General features: G+C 57.4%; 16 protein-coding genes. 12 read left to right on the plus strand and 4 right to left on the minus strand.

Annotated features, from left to right (window positions below):
* Positions 1 to 62 precede the first annotated feature (62 nt).
* The 4 genes from msrA to aceE form a co-directional block, all read right to left on the minus strand.
* Positions 63 to 710 (minus strand): peptide-methionine (S)-S-oxide reductase MsrA, encoded by a 648-nt coding sequence (gene msrA / locus FEZ62_RS09580; protein ID WP_172927493.1) that lies wholly within the window; start codon positions 708 to 710, stop codon positions 63 to 65.
* A 122-nt stretch (positions 711 to 832) separates the two neighbouring features.
* Positions 833 to 2,887 (minus strand): GGDEF domain-containing phosphodiesterase, encoded by a 2,055-nt coding sequence (locus FEZ62_RS09585; RefSeq protein ID WP_172927494.1) that lies wholly within the window; start codon positions 2,885 to 2,887, stop codon positions 833 to 835.
* A 452-nt stretch (positions 2,888 to 3,339) separates the two neighbouring features.
* Positions 3,340 to 5,295: a dihydrolipoyllysine-residue acetyltransferase gene (gene aceF, locus FEZ62_RS09590; RefSeq protein WP_172927495.1), complete on the minus strand. Its 1,956-nt coding sequence runs from the start codon at positions 5,293 to 5,295 to the stop codon at positions 3,340 to 3,342.
* Between the two features lie 11 nt (positions 5,296 to 5,306).
* Positions 5,307 to 7,952 carry a pyruvate dehydrogenase (acetyl-transferring), homodimeric type gene (aceE, locus tag FEZ62_RS09595; RefSeq protein ID WP_069898331.1) on the minus strand — a complete coding sequence of 882 codons (2,646 nt, stop codon included), beginning with the start codon at positions 7,950 to 7,952 and terminating at the stop codon, positions 5,307 to 5,309.
* A gap of 268 nt (positions 7,953 to 8,220) precedes the next feature.
* Here aceE and glnE point away from each other — a divergent pair, with 268 nt between their 5' ends.
* The 12 genes from glnE to FEZ62_RS09655 all read left to right on the plus strand — a co-directional run bounded on the left by glnE (position 8,221) and on the right by FEZ62_RS09655 (position 23,333).
* The gene (glnE, locus tag FEZ62_RS09600) at positions 8,221 to 11,166 is read left to right on the plus strand and encodes a bifunctional [glutamate--ammonia ligase]-adenylyl-L-tyrosine phosphorylase/[glutamate--ammonia-ligase] adenylyltransferase (RefSeq protein WP_172927496.1); all 2,946 of its coding nucleotides are present in this window, start codon (positions 8,221 to 8,223) and stop codon (positions 11,164 to 11,166) included.
* Between the two features lie 92 nt (positions 11,167 to 11,258).
* Entirely contained in the window at positions 11,259 to 12,185 is a 927-nt protein-coding gene (gene ilvE / locus FEZ62_RS09605; RefSeq protein WP_069898329.1) for a branched-chain-amino-acid transaminase, read from the plus strand.
* A 134-nt stretch (positions 12,186 to 12,319) separates the two neighbouring features.
* Entirely contained in the window at positions 12,320 to 13,354 is a 1,035-nt protein-coding gene (waaF, locus tag FEZ62_RS09610; RefSeq protein ID WP_069898328.1) for a lipopolysaccharide heptosyltransferase II, read from the plus strand.
* Positions 13,354 to 14,355 carry a lipopolysaccharide heptosyltransferase I gene (gene waaC / locus FEZ62_RS09615; protein ID WP_172927497.1) on the plus strand — a complete coding sequence of 334 codons (1,002 nt, stop codon included), beginning with the start codon at positions 13,354 to 13,356 and terminating at the stop codon, positions 14,353 to 14,355. The genes waaF and waaC overlap by 1 nt, the downstream gene beginning before the upstream one ends.
* Complete coding sequence (locus FEZ62_RS09620; protein ID WP_172927498.1) at positions 14,355 to 15,476, plus strand: glycosyltransferase family 4 protein; 1,122 nt, start codon at positions 14,355 to 14,357, stop codon at positions 15,474 to 15,476. The genes waaC and FEZ62_RS09620 overlap by 1 nt, the downstream gene beginning before the upstream one ends.
* Entirely contained in the window at positions 15,473 to 16,306 is an 834-nt protein-coding gene (gene rfaP / locus FEZ62_RS09625; protein WP_172927499.1) for a lipopolysaccharide core heptose(I) kinase RfaP, read from the plus strand. Before FEZ62_RS09620 ends, rfaP begins: the two co-directional genes overlap by 4 nt.
* Entirely contained in the window at positions 16,299 to 17,036 is a 738-nt protein-coding gene (locus FEZ62_RS09630) for a lipopolysaccharide kinase InaA family protein (RefSeq protein ID WP_069898324.1), read from the plus strand. The genes rfaP and FEZ62_RS09630 overlap by 8 nt, the downstream gene beginning before the upstream one ends.
* An 85-nt stretch (positions 17,037 to 17,121) precedes the next feature.
* Entirely contained in the window at positions 17,122 to 18,579 is a 1,458-nt protein-coding gene (locus tag FEZ62_RS09635) for a lipopolysaccharide kinase InaA family protein (protein WP_172927500.1), read from the plus strand.
* Between the two features lie 88 nt (positions 18,580 to 18,667).
* Entirely contained in the window at positions 18,668 to 20,422 is a 1,755-nt protein-coding gene (locus tag FEZ62_RS09640; protein ID WP_090510270.1) for a carbamoyltransferase, read from the plus strand.
* Positions 20,409 to 21,326, plus strand: coding sequence for a glycosyltransferase family 2 protein (locus FEZ62_RS09645; RefSeq protein ID WP_172927501.1), 918 nt, complete (start codon positions 20,409 to 20,411; stop codon positions 21,324 to 21,326). The genes FEZ62_RS09640 and FEZ62_RS09645 overlap by 14 nt, the downstream gene beginning before the upstream one ends.
* Positions 21,326 to 22,471, plus strand: a complete 1,146-nt coding sequence (locus tag FEZ62_RS09650; protein WP_172927502.1) for a glycosyltransferase — start codon at positions 21,326 to 21,328, stop codon at positions 22,469 to 22,471. The genes FEZ62_RS09645 and FEZ62_RS09650 overlap by 1 nt, the downstream gene beginning before the upstream one ends.
* On the plus strand, positions 22,464 to 23,333 hold the full coding sequence (locus FEZ62_RS09655) for a glycosyltransferase (protein ID WP_069898321.1): 870 nt from the start codon (positions 22,464 to 22,466) through the stop codon (positions 23,331 to 23,333). Before FEZ62_RS09650 ends, FEZ62_RS09655 begins: the two co-directional genes overlap by 8 nt.
* The last annotated feature ends 12 nt before the right edge of the window (positions 23,334 to 23,345 follow it).

A 23,345-nucleotide genomic window follows, 5' to 3' on the forward strand; every position in this document is an offset into this window, starting at 1 on the left:
TGCAGGTCTTGAGCTGAGTGCGCTGTAGCAGGTAGGCGCCCGAAGCGGGCGCGCGCCATCAGTTACGCTGGCAGGCAGACACCGGTGCCGCCAATCCCGCAATAGCCTCCCGGGTTCTTCGCCAGATACTGCTGATGGTAAATCTCGGCGTAATAGAACGTCGGCGCCATAGCAATTTCGGTGGTGATTTCCCCGGCATCGGCCTTGTCGAGTTCTGCCTGGTAAACCTGCTTGCTGGTTTCGGCCTGTTCCAGTTGTTCCTCATTGAAGCAATATAGCGCTGAGCGGTATTGGCTGCCCTGATCATTGCCCTGACGCATGCCTTGCGTTGGGTTATGCGACTCCCAGAACACTTTCAGCAGCGCCGAGTAGCTGGTTACTTTCGGGTCGAAAACCACCAGCACAACTTCCGCGTGCGCGGTGAGGCCCGAGCAGGTTTCTTCATACGTCGGGTTCGGCGTATGGCCGCCCGCGTAACCCACCGCGGTGGTATAAACGCCAGGTTGTTGCCAGAAGCGGCGTTCCGCACCCCAGAAGCAACCGAGGCCGAAAATGGCCATTTGCATGCCAGCCGGGAAGGGCGCCTGCAACGGGTTGCCATTGACATAGTGGGCGTCGGGCACTGCCAGCGGGGTATCGCGCCCCGGCAATGCTTGTTCGGCCGTAGGCAGCTCAAGTTTGTGAGCCAGAATTTGCGAACGCAGAACCATGTGCCATCCCTCAATCTATGTGTCTGTCTGCAAGTAGACCACTGCATTGGCGTGGCGTTACATGCGGATTATTCATCGACCAGTGTACTGCAGGTTTGGCGGCGTCTGCACGGTTGTCTTGTCTAGCGTTTGGGCGTCGTTGCGTAGTGCTGCAAGTGAGTGATGAGTGTGCTGCCGGATATGGGCGGATCAAACAAGTAGCCCTGGCCAATGTCGCAGCGCTGGTCACGGAGAAACTTCAATTGCGCCTGGGTCTCGATGCCTTCGGCAACGACTGTAAGTTTGAGCTTGTGGGCCATGGCGATGACGGCTGAAGTGATTTCACGGTCGTCTTTGCTCTGCGGAATATCCTTGATGAAGCTGCGGTCGATCTTGATCACATCAATCGGGAATTTCTTCAGGTAGCTGAGCGATGAGTAGCCGGTGCCAAAGTCATCCATGGCCAGCGTGATCCCCAATTTCTTGAGTTCGGCCAACTGGGTGTGGGTGCTGTGGGTGGCTTCCAGCAGCAGGTTCTCGGTGAGTTCTATTTCCAGCAGTTTCGCCGGCATTTGCTCTTCCATGAGAATCGACTTCAAGCAGTCGACCAGATCCGGATCTGCAAACTGGCGTGGCGACATGTTTATCGCAATCGGCAAATCGACGAATCCGGCATCGCGCAGTTGCGCACTCATTTTGCAGGCCTGACGCGCGACCCATTTGCCGATGGACACGATCATTCCTGTCTCTTCGGCGACGCCAATAAACTGATCGGGATTGATCAGGCCTTTCTGCGGGTGATACCAACGTAACAGCGCTTCCAGACCAACCAAACGGCCGCGCTTCAGGCAAAACTTGGGTTGGTAGAAAACCTTTAGCGCATCCTGGCCCAGTGCAAGGCGCAGGTTGTTTTCGACGAACTGCTTGTAGTCTGCCGCGGTATGCAGCTCGGGAGTGAAGGTGTGGAGCTGATTTTTGCCATTGGCCTTGGCTTTATGCAGCGCCAGCCCGGCATGTCGCATCAGCGCCTGTGGCTTGGTTTGGGTGCCGGTATCAATGGCCAGACCAATGGATGCGGTCACGCCTATCTGCTGGTTGTCCAGCGTCAGCGGCATCTCCAGCGTGTGCAGTATCTGCAAGCCAATCGCCTGACATTGGCGGGTACTGAAACCGTCGAGCAGGATGGCAAATTCATTGCTGGCGATGCGCGCCATCACGCAGTTGCCAGTGACGCTGCTGCGCAACCGTTCGGCCAGACTGGCCAATAATTGATCGCCCGCGTCATTGCCCATGCTGTCGTTGATGCGCTTGAAATTATCGATATCCACCAGCAGCAGACCGAGCACGGTTCTGCCGCTGTTCGCGCAATGCTGTTCCAACTCACGGATAAAGCCGTAGCGATTATCCAGCCCGGTGAGCGGGTCGGTGAACGCCAGCTTGTCCATGCTTTCCTGTTCGTTGTGCTGCTCACCCACATCTTCATAGGTGCCTACGAAGTAGGTAAAGCGACCACAGGCGCTGACGCGTCTGGAAACCGACAGAAGACACCTGAGTGGCAGCTGATCTTTACGCCGGCAATTGAACTCCACTTGCCAGTTATTGCGGGCGTTGAAATGCGCCTCGATATCCAGTGCCTGGCTTTCAGCGTCTGCGGCAATCAGCTGACGAATGGGCTGCCCGTGCATTTCGGCCGCCGTGTAGGCGGTCATCCGGGTGAAATCGGGGTTCACGTATTCGATTTGCGCGTTTTTGTTGAAGATCACCACGGCGCGGGGGCTTCTCTCAATATCGCGAAATTGAATCGGCCAACTGCCAAGCTCGGGCGTCAGGGGCAGGTCGATCAACAGGTAGCCGCGCAATACCGGTTGCCCGTCCTGCACGATCAGCTCTCCCCGCTCCTTGAGATGCAGCTGCCCATTGGCGGTATTCACGGTGTAGCTCACCAGATACAGCGACTGCTGCTGCAACTGTTCCTGAATCACCTTATGCAAGTGCTCGCGCGTATCCGAGTCCATCAGGCTGGCGAACGCCGTGGGCGGTTGTTGCTGATTGGCGTCTGTGCAGAGTTGCGCGGCCGATAACCCCAGCTTGTTTTTGCAGGCGTTATCAATGCTGAGCATCGGCCAGGTTTTCAGGTTCCGGCGTTCGAAGCTGATGATATCCAGCCCCGGTGATGCTTCCGGCGGCGCAGCTTTCACTGTAGGCGGATCTGATAGCGATCTTGGGACATTTCTCATGCTGGCTTCACGTTCCATATGCTGGCCAAACAAATTGGCTTCCCACGTCACTGTGGGGCAGAAGGTCTCAACAATAGTGCAGTTGTCAGAGGTGGCGCATGGCGGAATATGTTTAGCCGAATGTTTCCTCTGCAAGACCCTTTCCCAGTCACGCACGGGCTAGAGCCCTTGCGGTGCTCTGTAAAAAATCACGCTGTTGGCGTGGTCGTGTCTGTCTGGTCTTGATTTCAAGTATCTCGCACATCGGTTCCGGCTTGGTTGACCGCCATCACGCCAAGCAACACGGCAAAACTCAACTGTTCAGAGTGTGCGGCGCTCGACGCCATGATTGATAAATAGCCCATAAAAAACCCCGCCAATAGGCGGGGCTGAGGAACGAGCGTGGCATGCTCGATAGGTACAACAGGGTAGCGTTACAGCAACATGGTGCGGATATCCGCCAGCACATCGCCGAGGCGCTTGGTGAAACGGGCTGCAGCAGCGCCATTGATCACGCGGTGATCGTAGGACAGAGACAGCGGAAGCATCAGTTTTGGCTGGAAAGCTTTGCCATCCCAGACCGGCTGCATGGTGGCTTTGCTGACACCCAGAATCGCAACTTCAGGGGCGTTGACGATCGGTGTGAAACCGGTGCCGCCAATGTGACCGAGGCTGGAAATGGTGAAGCAGGCGCCTTGCATGGCATCCGGCGACAGTTTCTTGTTGCGGGCCTTGTCAGCAAGGTCTGCTGCTTCGGCTGCAAGCTGCAACAGGCTCTTCTGGTCAACATCACGGATAACCGGTACCAGCAGGCCGTCCGGGGTGTCTACAGCGAAGCCGATGTGCACGTACTTCTTGCGGATGAACGCTTTGCCGCTAGGCGCGAGCGAGCTGCAGAAGTCCGGCATTTCCTTGAGCATGTAAGCACAAGCCTTGAGCAGCAGTGGCAACACAGTCAGCTTGACGCCGGCCTTTTCCGCGACCGCTTTCTGCGCAACGCGGAAGGCTTCCAGCTCGGTGATGTCTGCCGAGTCGAACTGGGTGACGTGAGGCACGTTGAGCCAGCTGCGATGCAAGTTGGCAGCGCCAATTTGCATCAGGCGAGTCATCGGAACTTCTTCGATTTCACCAAACTTGCTGAAGTCGATTGCCGGAACCGCTGGGATACCAGCACCGCCAGTAGCCGCTGCTGCCGCAGGCGCCTGCTTGGCCTTGTTCATCATCGATTTGACGTAAACCTGCACGTCTTCTTTGAGAATACGCCCTTTAGGGCCCGTGCCAGGCACATCACCAAGCTCAACGCCGAACTCGCGAGCGAGCTGACGCACTGCCGGGCCTGCGTGCACTTTCGCGCCTTTGGCTGCCGGTGAAGCAGCCGGTGCTGGTGTTGATGCAGCAGGCGCTTGCGCTGGAGCCTTCGCCGGGGCTTTTTCAGGCGCGGCAGCAGGCGCTTGCTCAGCAGCAGGTGCGCTTTCAGCAGAGCCCGCCACTTTCAGCTTGAGAATCAGGTCGCCGGTGCCGGCTTCGTCGTCGAGTTTGACCTCAACGCTTTCCACCACACCTGCAGACGGCGATGGCACTTCAAAGCTGGCTTTGTCCGACTCGAGGGTGATCAGCGATTGATCAACTTCGATGGTGTCGCCGGCCTTGACGAAGATCTCGATGATCTTGCCCTTGGCGTCTGAACCGGTGTCCGGGATGCGTACTTCTTCAACCGAAGAGCCTGCAGCCTTGGCCGGAGCAGCTGCTTTTTCAGGCGCGGCGGCGGGTGTTTTAGCTGGCTCACTGGCGGCGGCCGCAGCCGGTGCAGCGCTGCCTGCCACTTTCAGTTTGAGGATCAGGTCGCCGGTGCCGGCTTCGTCGTCGAGTTTGACTTCAACGCTTTCAACCACGCCCGCAGACGGGGACGGCACTTCAAAGCTGGCTTTGTCCGATTCGAGGGTGATCAACGATTGATCAACTTCGATGGTGTCGCCGGCCTTGACGAAGATCTCGATGATCTTGCCCTTGGCATCTGAACCGGTGTCCGGAATGCGTACTTCTTCAACGCTGGAGCCAGCCGCTGTCGGAGCAGGTGCCTCAGCTTTGGTCTCTGCTTTCGCCTCTTCCTGCGCAGGTGCGGCAGGCTCGGCTTCTTTGGCAGGTTCTTCGCTGGCGCCTTCTACTTCGAGCTCAAGCAGTTCGTCACCTTCTTTCAGGGTGTCGCCCAGTTTGACCTTGATGCTTTTGATAACCCCGGCTTTAGGCGCCGGGATTTCCATGCTGGCTTTATCAGACTCAAGGGTCAAAAGGCTCTGGTCGGCTTCAATGCGGTCGCCGACCTTGACGAACAACTCGATAACTTCACCCTCACCGCTGCCGATGTCGGGTACGCGAATCAATTCACTCATCGTTTCGCTCCTTAGCAGTCCAGTGGGTTGATTTTTTCAGGGTTGATGCCGAACTTGGCAATGGCTTCAGCCACTACTTTAGGTTCGATATCACCGCGGTCTGCCAAGGCTTCAAGAGCTGCCAGCACGACCCAGTTACGGTCGACTTCGAAGAAGTGGCGCAGCTTCTTGCGGCTGTCACTGCGGCCGAAACCGTCGGTGCCGAGCACTTTGTACTCTTTGCTTGGGACCCACTGGCGGATCTGATCAGCAAACAACTTCATGTAGTCGGTGCTGGCGATAACCGGACCTTTACGGCCAGTCAGGCACTGCTCGACATAAGACTGCTCTGGCTTCTGCTCCGGGTGCAGGCGATTGCGACGCTCTACAGCCAGGCCATCGCGGCGCAGTTCGTTGAAGCTGGTAACGCTCCAGACATCAGATGCCACGTTGAATTCTTCGCGGAGGATTTTCGCCGCTTCGCGAACTTCACGCAGGATCGTGCCGGAACCCAGAAGCTGGACGTGATGCGCGGCTTCTTTGCTGTCTTCTTCGAGCAGGTACATGCCCTTGATGATGCCTTCTTCGGCACCTTCAGGCATGGCTGGCTGCTGGTAGGCTTCGTTCATCACGGTGATGTAATAGAAGATGTTCTGCTGCTCTTCCATCATCTGGCGCGTGCCTTCACGGATGATCACCGCGAGCTCGTAGCCATAGGTTGGATCGAACGTGCGGCAGTTCGGAATGGTCGCCGCCATGATGTGGCTGTGACCGTCTTCGTGCTGCAGACCTTCACCGTTGAGCGTGGTGCGACCAGCAGTACCGCCGATCAGGAAGCCACGGGTGCGGCTGTCGCCAGCGGCCCAGGCCAGGTCGCCAATACGCTGGAAACCGAACATCGAGTAGAAGATGTAGAACGGCAGCATCGGCTGGTTGTGGCAGCTGTAGCTGGTGCCCGCGGCGATGAACGAGGACATCGCGCCGGCTTCGTTGATGCCTTCCTCGAGAATCTGACCTTTCTTGTCTTCGCGGTAGAACATTACCTGGTCTTTATCGACCGGCTCGTACAGCTGGCCTACAGACGAGTAGATACCGAGCTGACGGAACATGCCTTCCATACCGAAGGTACGGGCTTCGTCCGGGATGATCGGGACGATGCGCTGGCCGAGTTCTTTGTCCTTGACCAGCTGCGCGAGAATCCGCACGAAGGCCATGGTGGTCGAAATTTCACGGTCGCCCGAACCATCCAGAATCGCTTTCAGGGTGTCGAGCGGCGGCGTTGGAATGCTGAAGCTGTTGGCGCGGCGCTGCGGCACGAAACCGCCCAGTGCTTCGCGGCGCTTGGACAGGTACTTGGCTTCGGCGCTGCCTTCTTCCGGCTTGAAGAACGGCAGGTTTTCCAGCTGATCGTCATTGACCGGGATGTCGAAGCGATCGCGGAATTTGCGCAGGCTGTCGACGTCCACCTTCTTGGTGTTGTGCGCGGTGTTTTTGGCTTCGCCAGCACCGGTGCCGTAACCTTTGATGGTCTTGGCCAGAACGACAGTTGGCTGACCTTTGTGGTTGACCGCGTCGTGGTAAGCCGCATAAACCTTGTACGGGTCGTGGCCGCCACGGTTGAGCTTCCAGATTTCGTCATCGGAAAGGTCTGCAACCATCGCCTTGAGTTCTGGCGAGTTGAAGAAGTGCTCACGAACGAAGGCGCCGTCTTTGGCCTTGTAGTTCTGGTATTCACCGTCGATCACTTCATCCATACGGCGCTGCAGCAGGCCGTCGGTGTCTTTTGCCAGCAGTGGGTCCCAGAAGCGGCCCCATACAACCTTGTTGACGTTCCACTGAGCACCGCGGAATACGCCTTCGAGTTCCTGAATGATCTTGCCGTTGCCGCGAACCGGGCCATCGAGGCGCTGCAGGTTGCAGTTGATAACGAAGATCAGGTTGTCGAGCTTCTCGCGGCCAGCCAGCGAAATGGCGCCGAGCGATTCCGGCTCATCACATTCGCCATCGCCCAGGAAGCACCAGACCTTCTGCTTGCCAGCTGGGATGTAACCACGGTCTTCCAGGTACTTCATGAAGCGCGCCTGGTAGATCGCCTGAATCGGGCCAAGGCCCATCGACACGGTCGGGAACTGCCAGAAGTCAGGCATCAACCAAGGGTGTGGATAAGATGACAGGCCGTTGCCGTCGACTTCCTGACGGAAGTTGATCATCTGCTCTTCGCTGATCCGGCCTTCCATGAACGCACGGGCATAAATGCCTGGCGCAACATGGCCCTGGAAGTAGATAAGGTCGCCGCCGTGTTCATCAGTCGGCGCCTGGAAGAAGTAGTTGAAACCGATGTCATACAGCGTCGCACTGGAGGCGAAGCTGGAAATGTGGCCACCTAGATCGGGGTCGGTCAGGTTGGTGCGCATCACCATTGCCATTGCGTTCCAGCGAACCAGCGAGCGAATGCGGCGTTCCATGAACAGGTCGCCAGGCATGCGTGCTTCGTGGGTTACCGGGATTGTGTTGCGGTATGGCGTGGTGATCGCGTAAGGCAGCTGTGCACCGCTGCGCGTTGCCAGTTCACCCAGACGGGTCATCAGGTAATGTGCGCGGTCTTCACCCTCTTGGTCGAGGACTGACTCAAGGGCGTCCAGCCATTCCTGGGTTTCGACGGGATCGAGGTCTTGCATGGCTTGCTCCAGGGCTCAAAGGCTTCCAGAATCGGATGCCAGGATGCGTGGCCGGCTTCGTGAGTGGGCCACATCAATTCTTGGGTGTACCGGGGGTAGGACCGGCGCTGTGTAGTTTTACTACATATTTACGCGAATTTCAGCCCTTTGCTTACAAACTTTAGTAGCAAAACTACAATTTAATTACTGCGTTCTGAGTGTAAGTCCCTGTTTGCAAGGGGTTCAGTGATAAATACTGGCGCTCACAACTCGACAAAAAGGATAGACCATGAGCTTGCCCGTGCTGGTCTCTTTACCGGTTTCTTTGCAATCGGTTGCCCTTGCGGCCGAACAATCCATGCGTACAGCCGTGGCCGAGTTGGGTGATAGCGCCCTGGCGCAATTTGCTGCCTGGCCCGCTGAGCGCCTTGAAGCGCTGCGCCGCGTGTTGGCGGCCAGTGATTTTGTTTTGCAACAAAGCCTGCGTGATCCACAGATGCTCCTGCAACTGGCCGATGACGGTGAACTTGAACGGCGCAAGGCTGGCGGTGAAATGCGCCAGCAGTTGCAGGACTGGCTGGCCGATTGCGCCAGTGAAGACGATTTGGGCAGCCGCTTGCGGCGCTTCCGTGCCCGCCAGCAGGTGCGGATTATCTGGCGCGACATCAGCCGCCAGGCCGACCTCAAGGAAACCTGCGCCGATCTTTCAGATATGGCGGACGCCTGTATTGATCTGGCCTATCAGTGGCTCTATGTCGGGCATTGCGAGCAATTCGGCACGCCAATCGGGCGGCGTACCGGACAAGCGCAGCACATGGTCATTCTCGGCATGGGCAAGCTGGGCGCGCACGAACTGAATTTGTCTTCCGATATCGATCTGATCTTCGGTTATCCCGAGGGCGGTGAAACGGAAGGCGTGAAGCGCTCGCTGGATAATCAGGAATTCTTTATCCGTCTCGGCCAGCGACTGATCAAGGCGCTGGATGCGATTACGGTTGATGGCTTCGTGTTCCGTACTGACATGCGCTTGCGCCCATACGGCTCGTCGGGCGCGCTGGTGCTGAGCTTCAATGCGCTGGAACAGTATTATCAGGATCAGGGGCGTGACTGGGAGCGTTACGCCATGATCAAGGCGCGCGTAGTGGGCGGTGATCTGGCCGCTGGCGCGCAACTGCTGGAAATGTTGCGGCCTTTCGTCTATCGCCGCTATCTGGATTTCTCGGCGATTGAAGCGCTGCGCAGCATGAAGCAGCTGATTCAGCAGGAAGTGCGACGCAAAGGCATGGCGGCCAATATCAAGCTCGGCTCTGGCGGCATTCGTGAGGTCGAGTTTATCGCCCAGGCCTTCCAGCTGATTCACGGTGGCCGTGATTTGAGCTTGCAGCAGCGACCACTGCTCAAGGTGCTGGCAACACTGGAAGGGCAGGGTTACTTGCCGGCAGCAGTCACTGATGAGCTGCGTCAGGGTTATGAATTCTTGCGCTATACCGAACACGCCATGCAGGCCATTGATGACCGGCAAACGCAGATGCTGCCGGATAATGACCGCGATCGTGCGCGGGTTGCATTAATAGTCGGCTTTGATAGCTGGCAGGCATTTCATGATTGCCTGATGCACTGGCGTGGACGGATCGACTGGCATTTCCGTCAGGTTATTGCCGATCCCGATGAAGACGAAAGTATCGATGCCGATGAAGTTGTTGGCGGCGACTGGATTCCGCTCTGGGAAGATTCGCAGGATGAGGAGTCCGCTTGCCGACAGCTGACTGAGGCCGGCTTTGCTGATGCGCAGTCGGCGTGGCAGCGTTTGATTGGCCTGCGCAGCAGTAATCAGGTGCGCGCCATGCAGCGTCTGGGGCGTGAGCGGCTCGATGCATTCATCCCGCGCCTGCTGGCCCAGACTGCGGAGCATGACAATCCGGATTTAGTACTTGAGCGGGTTATGCCGTTAATCGAGGCCGTCGCCCGGCGTTCGGCGTATCTGGTGCTGCTCACCGAAAACCCCGGTGCCTTGCAGCGCCTGCTCACGCTTTGTGCGGGAAGCCCGTGGATTGCCGAACAGATCACCCGGTTCCCGTTGCTGCTCGATGAGTTGCTAAACGAAGGGCGCTTGTTCAGCCCGCCGCAGGCACCTGAATTGGTTGCCGAGTTGCGCGAACGGCTGATGCGAATTCCCGAAGATGATCTCGAACAGCAGATGGAGGCGTTACGCCACTTCAAGTTGGCGCATCGGCTGCGTGTAGCCGCTTCGGAGATTGCCGGAACGCTGCCACTGATGAAGGTCAGTGATTATCTGACCTGGCTGGCCGAAGCCATTCTTGAGGAGGTGCTGGCACTGGCCTGGCGCCATACCCAGCAAAAATACGGCACGCCTAAACGCATCGACGGCACGTATTGTGATCCCGGCTTCATTATTGTCGGCTATGGCAAGGTTGGCGGTATCGAGCTTGGCCACGGCTCGGATCTGGATCTGGTGTTTATCCACGATGGCGACCCGCAAGCTGAAACCGATGGGCCCAAGTCGATCGACAGCGCGCAGTTTTTCACCCGCCTTGGCCAGCGGATTATTCACTTGCTGACCACGCAAACCAACTCTGGCCAGCTCTATGAAGTGGATATGCGCCTGCGACCTTCCGGAGCTTCTGGCCTGCTGGTCAGCTCGCTTGGGGCCTTTCAGCGGTATCAGGAAAACGAGGCCTGGACCTGGGAGCATCAGGCGCTGGTGCGTGCCCGGGTACTGGTGGGCTGTGAAGATGTGGCGGCGAAATTCGAGACCGTGCGCGGCGCCGTTTTGGGCCGTAAACGCGACTTGACGCAATTGCGCACCGAGGTCAGTGAGATGCGCGCGAAGATGCGCGACAATCTGGGGACCCGCGCCACCCAGGCCGGTATGGCTGATAATGCCTTTGACGCCGCGCAAGCCTTCGACCTCAAGCAGGATGCGGGAGGTATCGTCGATATTGAATTTATGGTGCAATACGCGGCCTTGGCGTGGTCGCACGAGCACCCTTCATTGCTCGAGTTCACTGACAATATCCGCATATTGGAGGGGCTTGAGCAAATAGGCGTGCTGGCAAGTGAAGATGTCGGCCTGTTGCAAGAGGCCTACAAAACCTATCGCTCAGCCGCTCACCGGCAGGCGCTGCAGAAGCAGCCGGGAGTAGTCAGTGGCGATCAGTTTCATGAGCAACGGCGCAGCGTGATGCGTATCTGGCAGGCGCTGGGTCTGAGCTGAGCCTGAATGAATGTTGGCCTGTCGGGTGGTTTGCGCCTCCGGGCAGGTGAGTACGAACAGTCTGTACCAATCGAATTGAGGAGCTTGCAACTATGTCGATGTCCGACCGTGATGGTGTGATCTGGTATGACGGCGAACTGGTGCCGTGGCGTGACGCGAAAACCCATGTACTGACCCACACCCTGCATTACGGCATGGGCGTGTTTGAAGGTGTGCGCGCCTACGATACCCCTCAGGGCACGGCGATTTTCCGCTTGCAGGCTCACACTGATCGTCTGTTCGATTCTGCGCACATCATGAACATGAAGATGCCGTTCAGCAAAGAAGAGATCAACGAAGCTACGCGCGCGGCTGTGCGTGAAAACAACCTGAAAAGCGCCTACATCCGTCCGATGGTGTTTTACGGGTCTGAAGGCATGGGTCTGCGCGCCAGCGGCCTGAAGGTTCAGGTGATTGTTGCCGCCTGGGACTGGGGCGCCTACATGGGCGATGAAGCCCTGCAGGTCGGCATCAAAGTGCGTACCAGCTCGTTCACCCGTCACCACGTGAACATCTCGATGACGCGCGCCAAGGCCAACGGCAATTACATCAACTCGATGCTGGCCTTGCAGGAAGCGATTTCCGGCGGTGCCGACGAAGCCATGCTGCTCGACACCGAAGGCTATGTGGCCGAAGGTTCTGGCGAGAACATCTTCCTGGTCAAGGATGGCGTGGTTTACACCCCGGAAGTCACTTCGTGCCTCAACGGGATCACCCGCAATACCATCCTCACGCTGGCTGAAGAGCAGGGCCTGAAGGTAATCGAGAAACGCATCACCCGTGATGAGGTGTATATCGCCGATGAAGCGTTCTTTACCGGTACGGCTGCAGAAGTAACGCCAATCCGCGAAGTGGATGGTCGTCAGATCGGTGCGGGCCGCCGTGGTCCGGTAACTGAAAAACTGCAAACCGCCTACTTTGATCTGGTGACCGGCAAAACAGCCGCGCACGCAGATTGGCGCACGCTGGTAAGCAAGTGATTAGCTGATTAACAGCTAATCAGGCGGGCGGTTTCACTCGGCCCGCCCTCGCGCGTCGCTGTTTTGGCAGCGATTCGCTGATGAATTAGAGTGATAGGGAGGCGTGAGCCTCCCTGATCGTTTCTGGAATAAGCATGAAAATACTGATCGTAGGTCCAAGCTGGGTGGGCGACATGGTGATGGCGCAGACACTTTTTCAGTGTCTCAAGCAGCGTTATCCCGAGTCCGAAATCGATGTTTTGGCGCCTGACTGGAGTCGGCCGATTCTTGAGCGCATGCCCGAAGTGCGCAAGGCGCTCAGCTTTCCGCTGGGGCATGGCGTGCTGGAGCTTAAAACCCGGCGCAAAATCGGCAAGTCGCTGGCCGGTCAGTATGACCAGGCAATTTTGTTGCCCAACTCGCTGAAGTCGGCACTGGTGCCGTTCTTTGCCGGTATTCCAGTGCGCACGGGCTGGAAGGGCGAGATGCGCTACGGCCTGCTCAACGACGTACGGATTCTCGATAAAGAACGCTACCCGTTGATGATCGAGCGCTTCATGGCGCTGGCCTATGAGCCAGGCGCTGAACTGGTCAAGCCGTATCCGCAGCCATTGCTGCAAATCGACCCTGCCAGTCGCGAGAGTGCGCTTGGCAAGTTCGGCCTGATGCTCGACCGGCCGGTGCTGGCCCTGTGTCCAGGCGCCGAGTTTGGTGAAGCCAAGCGCTGGCCGAGTGAGCACTACGCCAAGGTCGCCGAGTTGAAAATCCGCGCTGGCTGGCAAGTCTGGCTGTTCGGCTCGAAGAATGATCATGCCGTTGGCGAAGAAATTCGTGCGCGGCTGATTCCGGGCCTGCGCGAAGAGGCGATGAACCTTGCCGGCGAAACCAGCCTGGCCGAGGCAATAGATTTGATGTCATGCGCCGCTGCCGTGGTGTCGAACGACTCCGGCCTGATGCATGTGGCCGCGGCATTGAACCGGCCGCTGGTCGCCGTTTATGGTTCAACTTCACCGCAGTTCACCCCGCCCTTGGCGGATCAGGTCGAGGTTGTGCGCTTGGGCATTGAGTGCAGCCCTTGCTTCGACCGTACCTGTCGTTTTGGTCACTACAATTGCTTGCGTGAGCTCAAGCCGCGTCCGGTGGTTGAGGCACTTGAGCGCCTGGTGGCTGATCCGGTCGAGGTTCAATAGTGCGGGTTCTGTTAATTAAAACCTCATCGCTTGGCGATGTTATCCACACCCTGCCTGCGCTCACTGACGCGGCGCGGGCTATTCCCGGTATTCAGTTTGACTGGGTGGTGGAAGAAGGCTTTGCCGAGATCCCTGCGTGGCATCCGGCTGTTGCGCAGGTGATTCCGGTGGCGATTCGCCGCTGGCGCAAGAACCTGATGCAAACCCTCAGGAACGGTGAATGGAGCCGATTCAAGGCGCGCCTGCGTGAAACGCCCTACGATCTGGTGATTGATGCGCAGGGCCTGCTGAAAAGTGCGCTGCTGACGCGCTACGTCAAAGCACCCGTGGCGGGGCTGGATCGTAACTCTGCGCGTGAGCCGATTGCCTGCCGCTTTTACGACAAGCTCTATGCGGTGCCCCGTGAGCAGCATGCGCTGGAGCGTGTTCGCCAGTTATTTGCCCAGGCGCTGGGTTATCAGTTGCCTGACGGGCTGGGAGATTACGGCCTTGATCGTCAGCAGATGGCCGGTGTGGTCGAGCAGCCTTATTTGCTGTTCCTGCACGGCACCACGTGGGCCAGCAAACACTGGCCGGAGGCCTACTGGCGGCAATTGGCCGAGCAAATGAGTGCCAAGGGTTTTGCCATTCGCCTGCCTTGGGGTAACGAGGTGGAAAAAGCCCGCGCCGAGCGTATCGCTGTCGGTTTGGAGAACGCGGCGGTATTGCCCAAGCTGAATCTGGCCGGTGTGGCGCGGGTCATTGCCGGCGCCAAGGCCTGTGTCGCAGTGGACACCGGGCTCGGCCATCTGGCCGCCGCGCTCGATGTGCCGAGTATTTCTTTGTACGGCCCAACGCTGCCTGGTCGCGTTGGCGCTTATGGTCGCTCGCAGGTGCATCTGTGTGCCAGCGGCCGGAATGCAGGCAAAGGTGATCGTAACCTGCCGTGTTTCGATGATCTCAAGCCGCCGCAGGTTGTCGCTGCGCTGGAGCAATTACTGTCACAGCAGGAGCCGGTCTGATGCAGTTGGCGTTCATCCTTTACAAATACTTTCCGTTCGGCGGATTGCAGCGCGATTTCATGCGCATTGCCCTTGAATGCCAGCAGCGCGGGCACAATATTCGGGTGTATACGCCGATCTGGGAAGGCGAAATACCCGCCGGTTTCGAAGTGGTCGTGGTGCCTGTCAGGGCGCTGTTCAACCACAAACGCAACGAGAAACTCACCGCCTGGGTCAAGGCCGATCTGGCCACGCGCCCGGTTGATCGTGTAGTGGGCTTCAACAAGATGCCCGGGCTGGATGTCTATTACGCCGCCGACGGCTGCTTTGAAGACAAGGCGCAAAACTTGCGCAACTCGATTTACCGCAAGTGGGGCCGCTACAAACACTTTGCCGATTACGAGCGCGCTGTTTTTGCGCCCGAGTCGAAGACCGAGATTCTGATGATATCCGAGGTTCAGCAGCCGCTATTCGTCAAGCACTACGGGACGCCCGCTGAGCGTTTCCATCTGCTGCCGCCGGGGATTACTGCCGACAGGCGTGCGCCGGCCAACGCTGATGAGATTCGTCGGCAATTCAGGCAGGAGTTCAAGCTGGCGGATGATGATCTGCTGCTGGTGCAGATTGGCTCGGGCTTCAAGACCAAAGGGCTCGACCGCAGCCTCAAGGCGTTAGCTGGATTGCCGCGCGAACTGCGCAAGCGCACCCGGCTGATTGTTATTGGGCAGGATGACCCCAAACCATTCCTGTTGCAGATCAAGGCGCTGGGTTTGTCCGATCAGGTGCAGATACTCAAGGGTCGCAGCGATATTCCGCGCTTCCTGCTGGGCGCTGACTTATTGATTCATCCGGCTTACAACGAGAATACCGGCACGGTTTTGCTTGAAGCCGTGGTGGCCGGTTTGCCGGTGTTGGTTACCGATGTGTGTGGCTACGCCCATTACATCGCCGAAGCCGATGCCGGGCGCGTCGTGCCCAGCCCATTCAATCAGGACAAACTGAATACGATGCTCGCTGAAATGCTCGCCGATGCCCAGCAGCGTACGTTGTGGCAGCGCAATGGACTGGCTTTTGCGGACTCCGCCGACCTTTACAGCATGCCGCAATATGCTGCCGATGTGATTCTTGCGGAGCGTTCATGAAGTTAATGCTTAACGAGCCATTCAAAAGCCTGTGGGCCGGCAAAGATCCGTTTGTCGAGGTCGAGCAGTTGCAAGGCCAGGTTTACCGTGAGCTGGAAGGGCGCCGCACGCTGCGTACAGAAGTCGCGGGGCGCGGCTATTTCGTCAAGATTCACCGTGGCATTGGCTGGAGTGAAATCTTCAAGAACTTATCCACCGCCAAATTGCCGGTGCTTGGCGCTCGTCAGGAGTGGCAGGCGATTTCGCGTTTGCAGCAAGTCGGCGTGCCGACCATGACCGCTGTGGCGTTTGGCGAGCGCGGTAATAATCCGGCAGCGCAGCATTCATTCATCATCACCGAAGAGCTGGCACCGACCGAGAGCCTGGAAGATTACAGCCTCGATTGGCCGCAAAACCCGCCCGAGGTAAAACTCAAGCGCGCATTGATCGAGCGAGTGGGGCAGATGCTTGGCGAAATGCACCGCGCCGGGGTTAATCACCGCGATTGCTACATTTGCCACTTTTTGCTGCACACCGACAAGGCCGTTCGCTTTGATGATTTCAGGCTCTCGGTGATCGATTTACACCGGGCTCAGGTACGCAGCGCCACCCCAGTGCGCTGGCGCAATAAGGATTTGGCTGGATTGTATTTTTCTGCATTGAATATCGGCCTGACCGAGCGCGACAAATTACGTTTTATCAAAGCCTACTTTCGCAGCGCTTCTGCTGCCCCTTCGTTGCGTCAGATTCTGCGCGATGAAGCGCCGTTACTGGCGTGGTTGCAGCGCAAGGCTGACAAACTGATGCAGCGTTACGCGCGCAAATACGCGCCGGGGGCTGGCAATGAGTGAGTGGCGTCTGAGTGAGGGCGCAACACCTGCTGAAGTTCAGGCATTTGCGAGTTTAGAAGCGGTATTTGCAACTCAGGGCCGCGAAATTACCCGTGACCCGCTCTCCGAGGTGATTCTTTGCGAACTGGACGGCCAGCGCTATTACATCAAGCGTTATCTCGGCGCGGGTAAAGGCCTGCGCCGGTTTATCGGGCGTCCGCGGGTCAAGGCTGAGTGGCAAAACCTCAAAAACTTTATCAAGTGGGGGGTGCCGACTGCGCCCGTCGTCGGCTTTGGCCTGGAGCGCAAAGGTTGGGCGTTTAGCCGCGGTGCGTTGATTACCCGCGAGTTGCCAGCCACCGAGGACATGGCCCAGCTGGCGCAGCGCAACGCGCCGTGTTTGCGTGATGGTGCGTGGGTTGCAACCGTCAGCGCTCAACTGGCAGACGCCACGCGTACTCTGCATGAGCACAACTTCGCTCATAATGATTTAAAATGGCGTAATTTGCTGGTAAATGATGCGAAAGAACTGTTTCTCATCGACTGTCCCGCTGGTAGCTTTTGGTGGGGGCCTTTTCTGCGCTACCGGATCATCAAGGATCTGGCGTGCCTTGATAAGGTTGCCAAGTATCACCTCACCCGTACCCAGCGCCTGCGCTTTTATTTGCAGTACTGCGGGCACGACAAGTTAGACGCACGGGACAAGAAGTACCTGTGGCGCATCATCAATTTTTTCGAGGGCCGCGAGTGATTGATCTTGGTTTGCCATGCTCGCCAACAACGCCTCAACTTCTGTTCTGTGGCGGACAACAGTGTGCAGCAAAGGTTGGCAGCGTATGAAGCTGACTGATTTGCAGCATGCCGGCCGCACGCTTGAGTTGCCGCTGCAAGTGCAGGGCGCCACCGCGCAGCCCTTACAGTTGCTGAGCACTCTGCGCGTATTGCCCAACAAGCGCTACGTTGGCAAAGCCAGTTGGGCCGGGCGTGAAGTGCTTGCCAAATTTCTGGTCGGCTCCAGTGCCGAGCGCAACTATCAGCAAGAGCTGGCGGGCGCGCAGTTGCTAGCAGCGCAAGGCATGCAAACCCCGCAGTTGCTCGAACATGGCTTTCGTCGGGGCGAAGGTGGCTGGCTGCTGTTTGAGTTCCTCGACAATGCACAAAACCTCGGCGATGAGTGGCAGACGCTTAGCGCGCAACCATTGCTTAGTGACGCCCAGCAAACGCTGTTGGGCGAGGCTTTGAAGGTGATCGCACGCCTGCATCTACAGGGCCTTTGGCAGGACGATTTGCATCTCGACAACTTGATGCGCCGCGAAGGCCAGTTGTATTTGATTGATGGCGGCGGTGTGCGCGCCGAGCAGCCGGGTCAGGCGCTGCCCCGCGACAAGGTGCTAAGCAATCTCGGGGTGTTTTTCGCCCAACTGCCTGCGGCGATTGATGACTCGATTGAAGAGCTGCTGGTGCATTACCTGCTGGTAAATGGCGAGCATGCATTGCCGCTGGAGGCGCTACTCAAAGAGGTCGCCAGGGTTCGTCGGTGGCGCTTGCGCGACTACTTGAAGAAAATCGGTCGAGACTGCACGTTGTTTTGCGCGCGCAGTAGCGCCGCCATTTTGCAGGTGGTTCGCCGCGAAGAGGTCGACAACCTTGCGCCAGTACTGAGCCGCCTCGACAGCGCGATAGCAGAAGGTCAGGCACTTAAACTCGGCTGTTCCTCAACCGTTGCGCAAATTGAGCATACCGGACGGTCGCTGGTTATAAAGCGTTACAACATCAAAGGTTTCTTTCACTGGCTCAAGCGTTTCTGGCGCCCAAGCCGCGCCTGGCATAGCTGGCAGGAGGGAAACCGCCTCGATTTTCTCGGCATTGGCACGCCGCGCCCGCTGGCGATTGTCGAGCGCAGGACGCTCTGGTTGCGCCGTGGCGCTTATCTGGTTACCGAGCATTGCTCAGGTGAGGATATAATCAGCCGATTCAGGCCTTATGCCGAAGCGACTGGTTTATCGGCCAGGCCATCTGATGCCGAGTTGGCTGCGCTGGATCAATTGTTTAGTGCAATGCTGCGCGAACGTATTAGTCACGGAGATCTCAAAGGGACGAACGTGCTTTGGCAAGATGGCCGCTGGTTGTTGATTGATCTGGACGCCATGCAGCAGCACAGCAGCGCCCACAGCTTTTCCGGCGCTTACAGCCGTGACAGGGCCAGATTTCTGCGAAACTGGCCGCAGCAAAGTGAGTTGTATCAACTGCTCGACCAACGTATACCCAAGACCTCTGAGTTGCCCGGGCATTGATGCCGGCAGCGATTGCTCCCGATTGGAGCTGGGTCATTAAATAACCGCTGAGTGTTGAGTACTCAGCAGCTTTAAAGAGGTTTTCCCTGTGGCACTGACGATTCTTGGACTTTCTGGCGCGCTTAGCCACGATCCATCGGCAGCACTTTATATCGATGGCAAGCTGGTGGCGGCCGCTGAAGAAGAGCGCTTTGTACGCGACAAGCATGCTAAGAACCGCATGCCCTACGAGTCGGCCAAGTTCTGTTTGGAGCAGGCGGGTATCAAGCCGGCGGACGTCGATGTGGTGGCCATTCCGTTTGCCCCGATCAGCCTGTTCGATAAAGCCCGTTGGCACTACGCCAAGCGCTACTGGTACGCGCCGGATCGCGCCCTCGATGCGATTCTTACCGGCAACCGTCGCTACAAGCGCTACCGCACCAAGATCAAATGGTGCCTGGAGCAGCTTGGCTTTGACCTGAAGAAGGTCAAGATCGAAGCCGTTGAACACCACCTGGCGCATGCTTCCAGCGCCTACCACTGCTCGGGCTTCACCGAGAAGACGGCGATCCTCGGGATCGACGGCAAGGGCGAGTACGCCACTACATTCTTCGGCTACGGCGAGAATGGCAAGATCCACAAGATCAAAGAATTCTACGACCCGGATTCGCTTGGCGGCCTTTACGGCGCGATGACCGAGTTCCTCGGTTTCGAGATGCTTGACGGCGAATTCAAAGTCATGGGCATGGCGCCATACGGCGATGCGTCCAAGTACGACCTGTCGCGTTTGGCTTCCTTTGAAAATGGCGAACTGGTGATCAACACCGAGTACGCCAACGTAATCGGCCTGCGCCGTTACAAAGAGAATGGTAAGGGCTTCTACTTCTCGAAGAAGCTGATCGACTGGCTCGGGCCAAAGCGTGAAGGCGATATCGCCGACGATCCGTACATCCATTACGCAGCAAGCATTCAGGCACTGTTTGAAAAACTTGCCCTGCAGATGATGGATTACTACCTCGGTGACATCATCAAGGAAACCGGCAAGATCGCCTATGCCGGCGGCAGCGCGCTCAACGTTAAACTCAACCAGAAGATCATCGCCCGTCCCGAAGTCAAAGAGCTGTTCGTTCAGCCTGCCTCCGGCGACGCCGGGACCTCTGTTGGCGCCGCCGCGTACGTGTCGAACAAGCTCGGGGTTCCGGTCGAGAAGATGGAACACGTCTACCTCGGCCCGTCGTACTCCAACGAAGATGTGATTGCAGCGTGCGCCAAGCACCCGAGCAAGCCGACCTTCAAGCAAATCGACAACATGCCGCAGCGCATCGCCAAGATCATGGTCGATGGCAATCCCGTTGCCTGGTTCCAGGGGCGCATGGAGTTTGGTCCTCGCGCCTTGGGCGGTCGCTCAATCGTCGGTTGCCCAAGCATTCCCGGCGTTGCCAACCGGATTAACGAGCAGATCAAGTTCCGCGAGCGCTGGCGCCCATTCTGCCCGTCGATGCTCGACACGGTCGGCACACAAATGCTCAAGGTTGATCACCCGTCACCGTTTATGACCTTCACCTTTGAGGTGAATGACGAGTGGAAAACCCGCGTCTCTGAAGTGGTCCACGAAGACGGCACTTCGCGTGCGCAGGTGCTCAAGCGTGAGTACAACCCGCGTTACTACGACATGATGAAAGAGCTGGAAAACCTCACCGGCAATGGCGTATCGCTGAACACCTCGCTTAACCGCCGGGGTGAAGCAATGATCTGCTCGCCGACTGATGCGCTGAACATGTTCTACGGCTCTGACCTGCAGTACCTCATCATGGAAGATATCCTGGTGGTTAAGGAAGGTATGGATTGGTATGACGGTGTCTGAACCGCTTTTTAGTGTGGTCATCCCCGCCTATAACTATGCAGAAAAAATAGCGCGGGCAGTCGAATCGGTAGTGGCTCAGCTGGATCAAGCCTCTGCCGATTTACTGGTGGTCGATGATGGCTCCACTGATCAGACCTTAGAGGTGCTTGAGCAGCTACAAGCCAAGCACAATGGGCGTTTTCGTGTCATCAGCAAGGCCAATGGCGGTTCCGCTTCAGCGCGTAACCGCGGCATCGAGGAAACCTCAGGCCAGTACCTGATCTTCCTTGATGCTGATGATGAGATGGCGCCAGGCGCACTTGCAGTGCTGGCCCAGCATATCGAAGGATATCCGACGACCCGAATGGTCGCAGGTGCTTATTGGTCAGTATTCGACAGTGGCAAACAGCGACTGCGTCCGGCGTCGAACTTCCCGAGCGGTGCACGTGAGCGGGTGCAGGCATATTTGCTGAAAAAGAGCGTGGTGCTGAGCAATGGCGCGTGTGCAATGCACCGTGAGATTTTTGCCCACGGCGTTTATCCCGAGAATTTTCGCAGCGCCGAAGACATCCCCGTCTTTGCTCAGGCGCTGGCGCGTTTTTCCTGTACTACAGTCGAGCAACCGCTGGTGCTGATTCACAAGCACGCGGGAAGCTTGCGGCATAATCTGAAGTTCGCCCGTGAGTCTGGCTTGGCGCTGGTTGATGAGGTGTTTTCAGAGCAGCGTATGCCCGCTGAACTGCAGGACCTTAAACGCAGTTTTGTCGCGCAGCGCTGCGCTTCATTGTTTCGTACGTTTTACAGTGCCGGCGAGCGAGATACGGCGCTTGAGTTCTACAAAGATGCGTTGCGCGCCGACTGGCGCCTGATTGCCAATTGGTCATATACCCGCAAGGCGATCAAGCTCTTGCTGAGAGGGCGTTAATGTCACGTAAGCTCAAGGTTTTGCAGCTTCAGGGGCGCTACAACGTCAATGCATCGGACCTTGCAGAACAGATTATCAAGGGCTTGCCTGCGGATCGTTTTGAGGTCGTTACAGCTTTTTTACGCGGCGCGCCTGGAGAAGGTGAACCGCATAGCGTGGCTTCGCGCTCAGTGTATTTTGATTTTCCGCAGTCGCAGCTCAAGGGGTTGCGACTGAAGGCAATGTATCGGCTTTATCAGTTCTGCCGCGAAGAGGGGTTTGATGTGGTGATTGCTCATCGCTTCAAGTCCATGAACATGCTGATGCTACTTAATCGTTGGCTGAAAATACCGCTGTGCATCGGCGTGCAGCACGGTATCGGTGATTTTGACCGGGCTTACCGGCGCTTTGAGTCACGCCTGCTGCTCACTGATAACTGGCGGGTCGTCGGCGTTTCACGTGCCGTGCATGAGTACTTGCTGGGGTGTGGCGGAGGGTTCACGCCGCGTAATAGTTTGAAGATTAATAACGCGATTGATATTCAGCGAGCGGAGCGTCTGCTGTTGCCTCGCGAGCAGGCGCGTGAAGCGCTGGCTCTGGAGGCTGGGGCTTTCGTGTTCGGCACGATTGGTCGACTGGTTCCCGTGAAAGGCCAGATCTATATGGTCGAAGCCTTTGCCACCCTCAAGGATCGTTACCCTAACGCTCAACTGGCGATTATCGGTGAAGGGCGTTCACGCGCGGATCTGCAAGCCGCCATCAATCGGTTGCAACTGGCCGGACGTGTGCACCTGTTGGGCGCCCGTAATGATGCGCTGCAGTATGTGCGGGCTTTCGATGTGTTTGTCATGCCGTCGCTTTCGGAAGGCCTGCCGCTGGCGATGCTGGAGGCGATGGCCGGACATTTGACAGTGATCGGCTCAGACATCGACAGCCTCAAACCACTCCTTGAAGACAGTGGCGGCTATATTTTCCCGGTGAAGAATGTCACGGCGCTGGCCGAGCAAATGGTCAGGGTTCTTGAGCTTAGCGCTGAAGAGCTTACGGCCAAGGGAAACACTGCTTACGAGTACCTGTGCCACGCTCATTCGATTGACGATTATCGGCAGAATTATCGGCAGTTGATCGAGCAGGCGTTGAATCCGGAGCCTGCAAATCATGGATAAGAACGCTGAATCCCCTCTGGTTACGGTGATCATCGCCTCTTATAACCATGGCCAGTACATTGAAGAAAGCATTCTCAGCGTTCTCAATCAAACCTACCCGAATATCGAGTTGTTGGTGATTGATGATGGCTCTAGCGATGACAGCGTAGAGCGCATCACTGCATTGCAAAATCAGCACGGCTTTTACTTCAAGGTGCAGAAAAACCAAGGGCTTTCGAGCACGTTGAATGACGCGATTGCGATGTCCAAAGGCAGCCTCATCGCGCCGTTTGGTTCGGACGATGTCATGGTTGCCGAGCGCATTGCACTGCAAGTGGCGCACATGGCGCACGCTCCGGAGGTCGGTATTTGCGCCGGCAATATCGAAAAGATCGATGCACAGAGCAAGGTTAAGGATCGTCAGCGTCTGCGCCCGGCACGGCGGCTGAATTTTGATGATGTGTTTCTGCAGACCAAGCCCGGAGCACCTGCACCGACGCTATTGTTCCGGCGCGAGGCGCTCGAAAAGGTTGGCGGCTTTGACCCTAAAATCCGCCTTGAGGACTTGTACATCGAGTTGAAGATAACCCGGGCGGGTTATTTCATTGATGTGCTGGAGCCGGTTCTCGCCAAGTACCGGACACACGACACCAACACCTACAAGAACCTGCGTTTCATGATCGACAGCGTGCTGACGACTTACGCGCTGTTCAGCGATCACCCGCAGTACTCTGAGGTGTGTAATCGCTTCATCAATTCGATGTTGTTGAAGTGCGCGCGTACCGACAAACCGCTCGCTCGCGAGCTATTCAAGCGCTTGCCGGTGAGCGCCTGGAACAGCAAGACGCTTCGGGCAGCAGGACGTTACCTGCTACCGGCGTAGGCAATCTCAAGC

The sequence above is a fragment of the Pseudomonas sp. MS19 genome, from assembly GCF_013277615.1.
GTDB lineage: Bacteria > Pseudomonadota > Gammaproteobacteria > Pseudomonadales > Pseudomonadaceae > Aquipseudomonas > Aquipseudomonas marincola.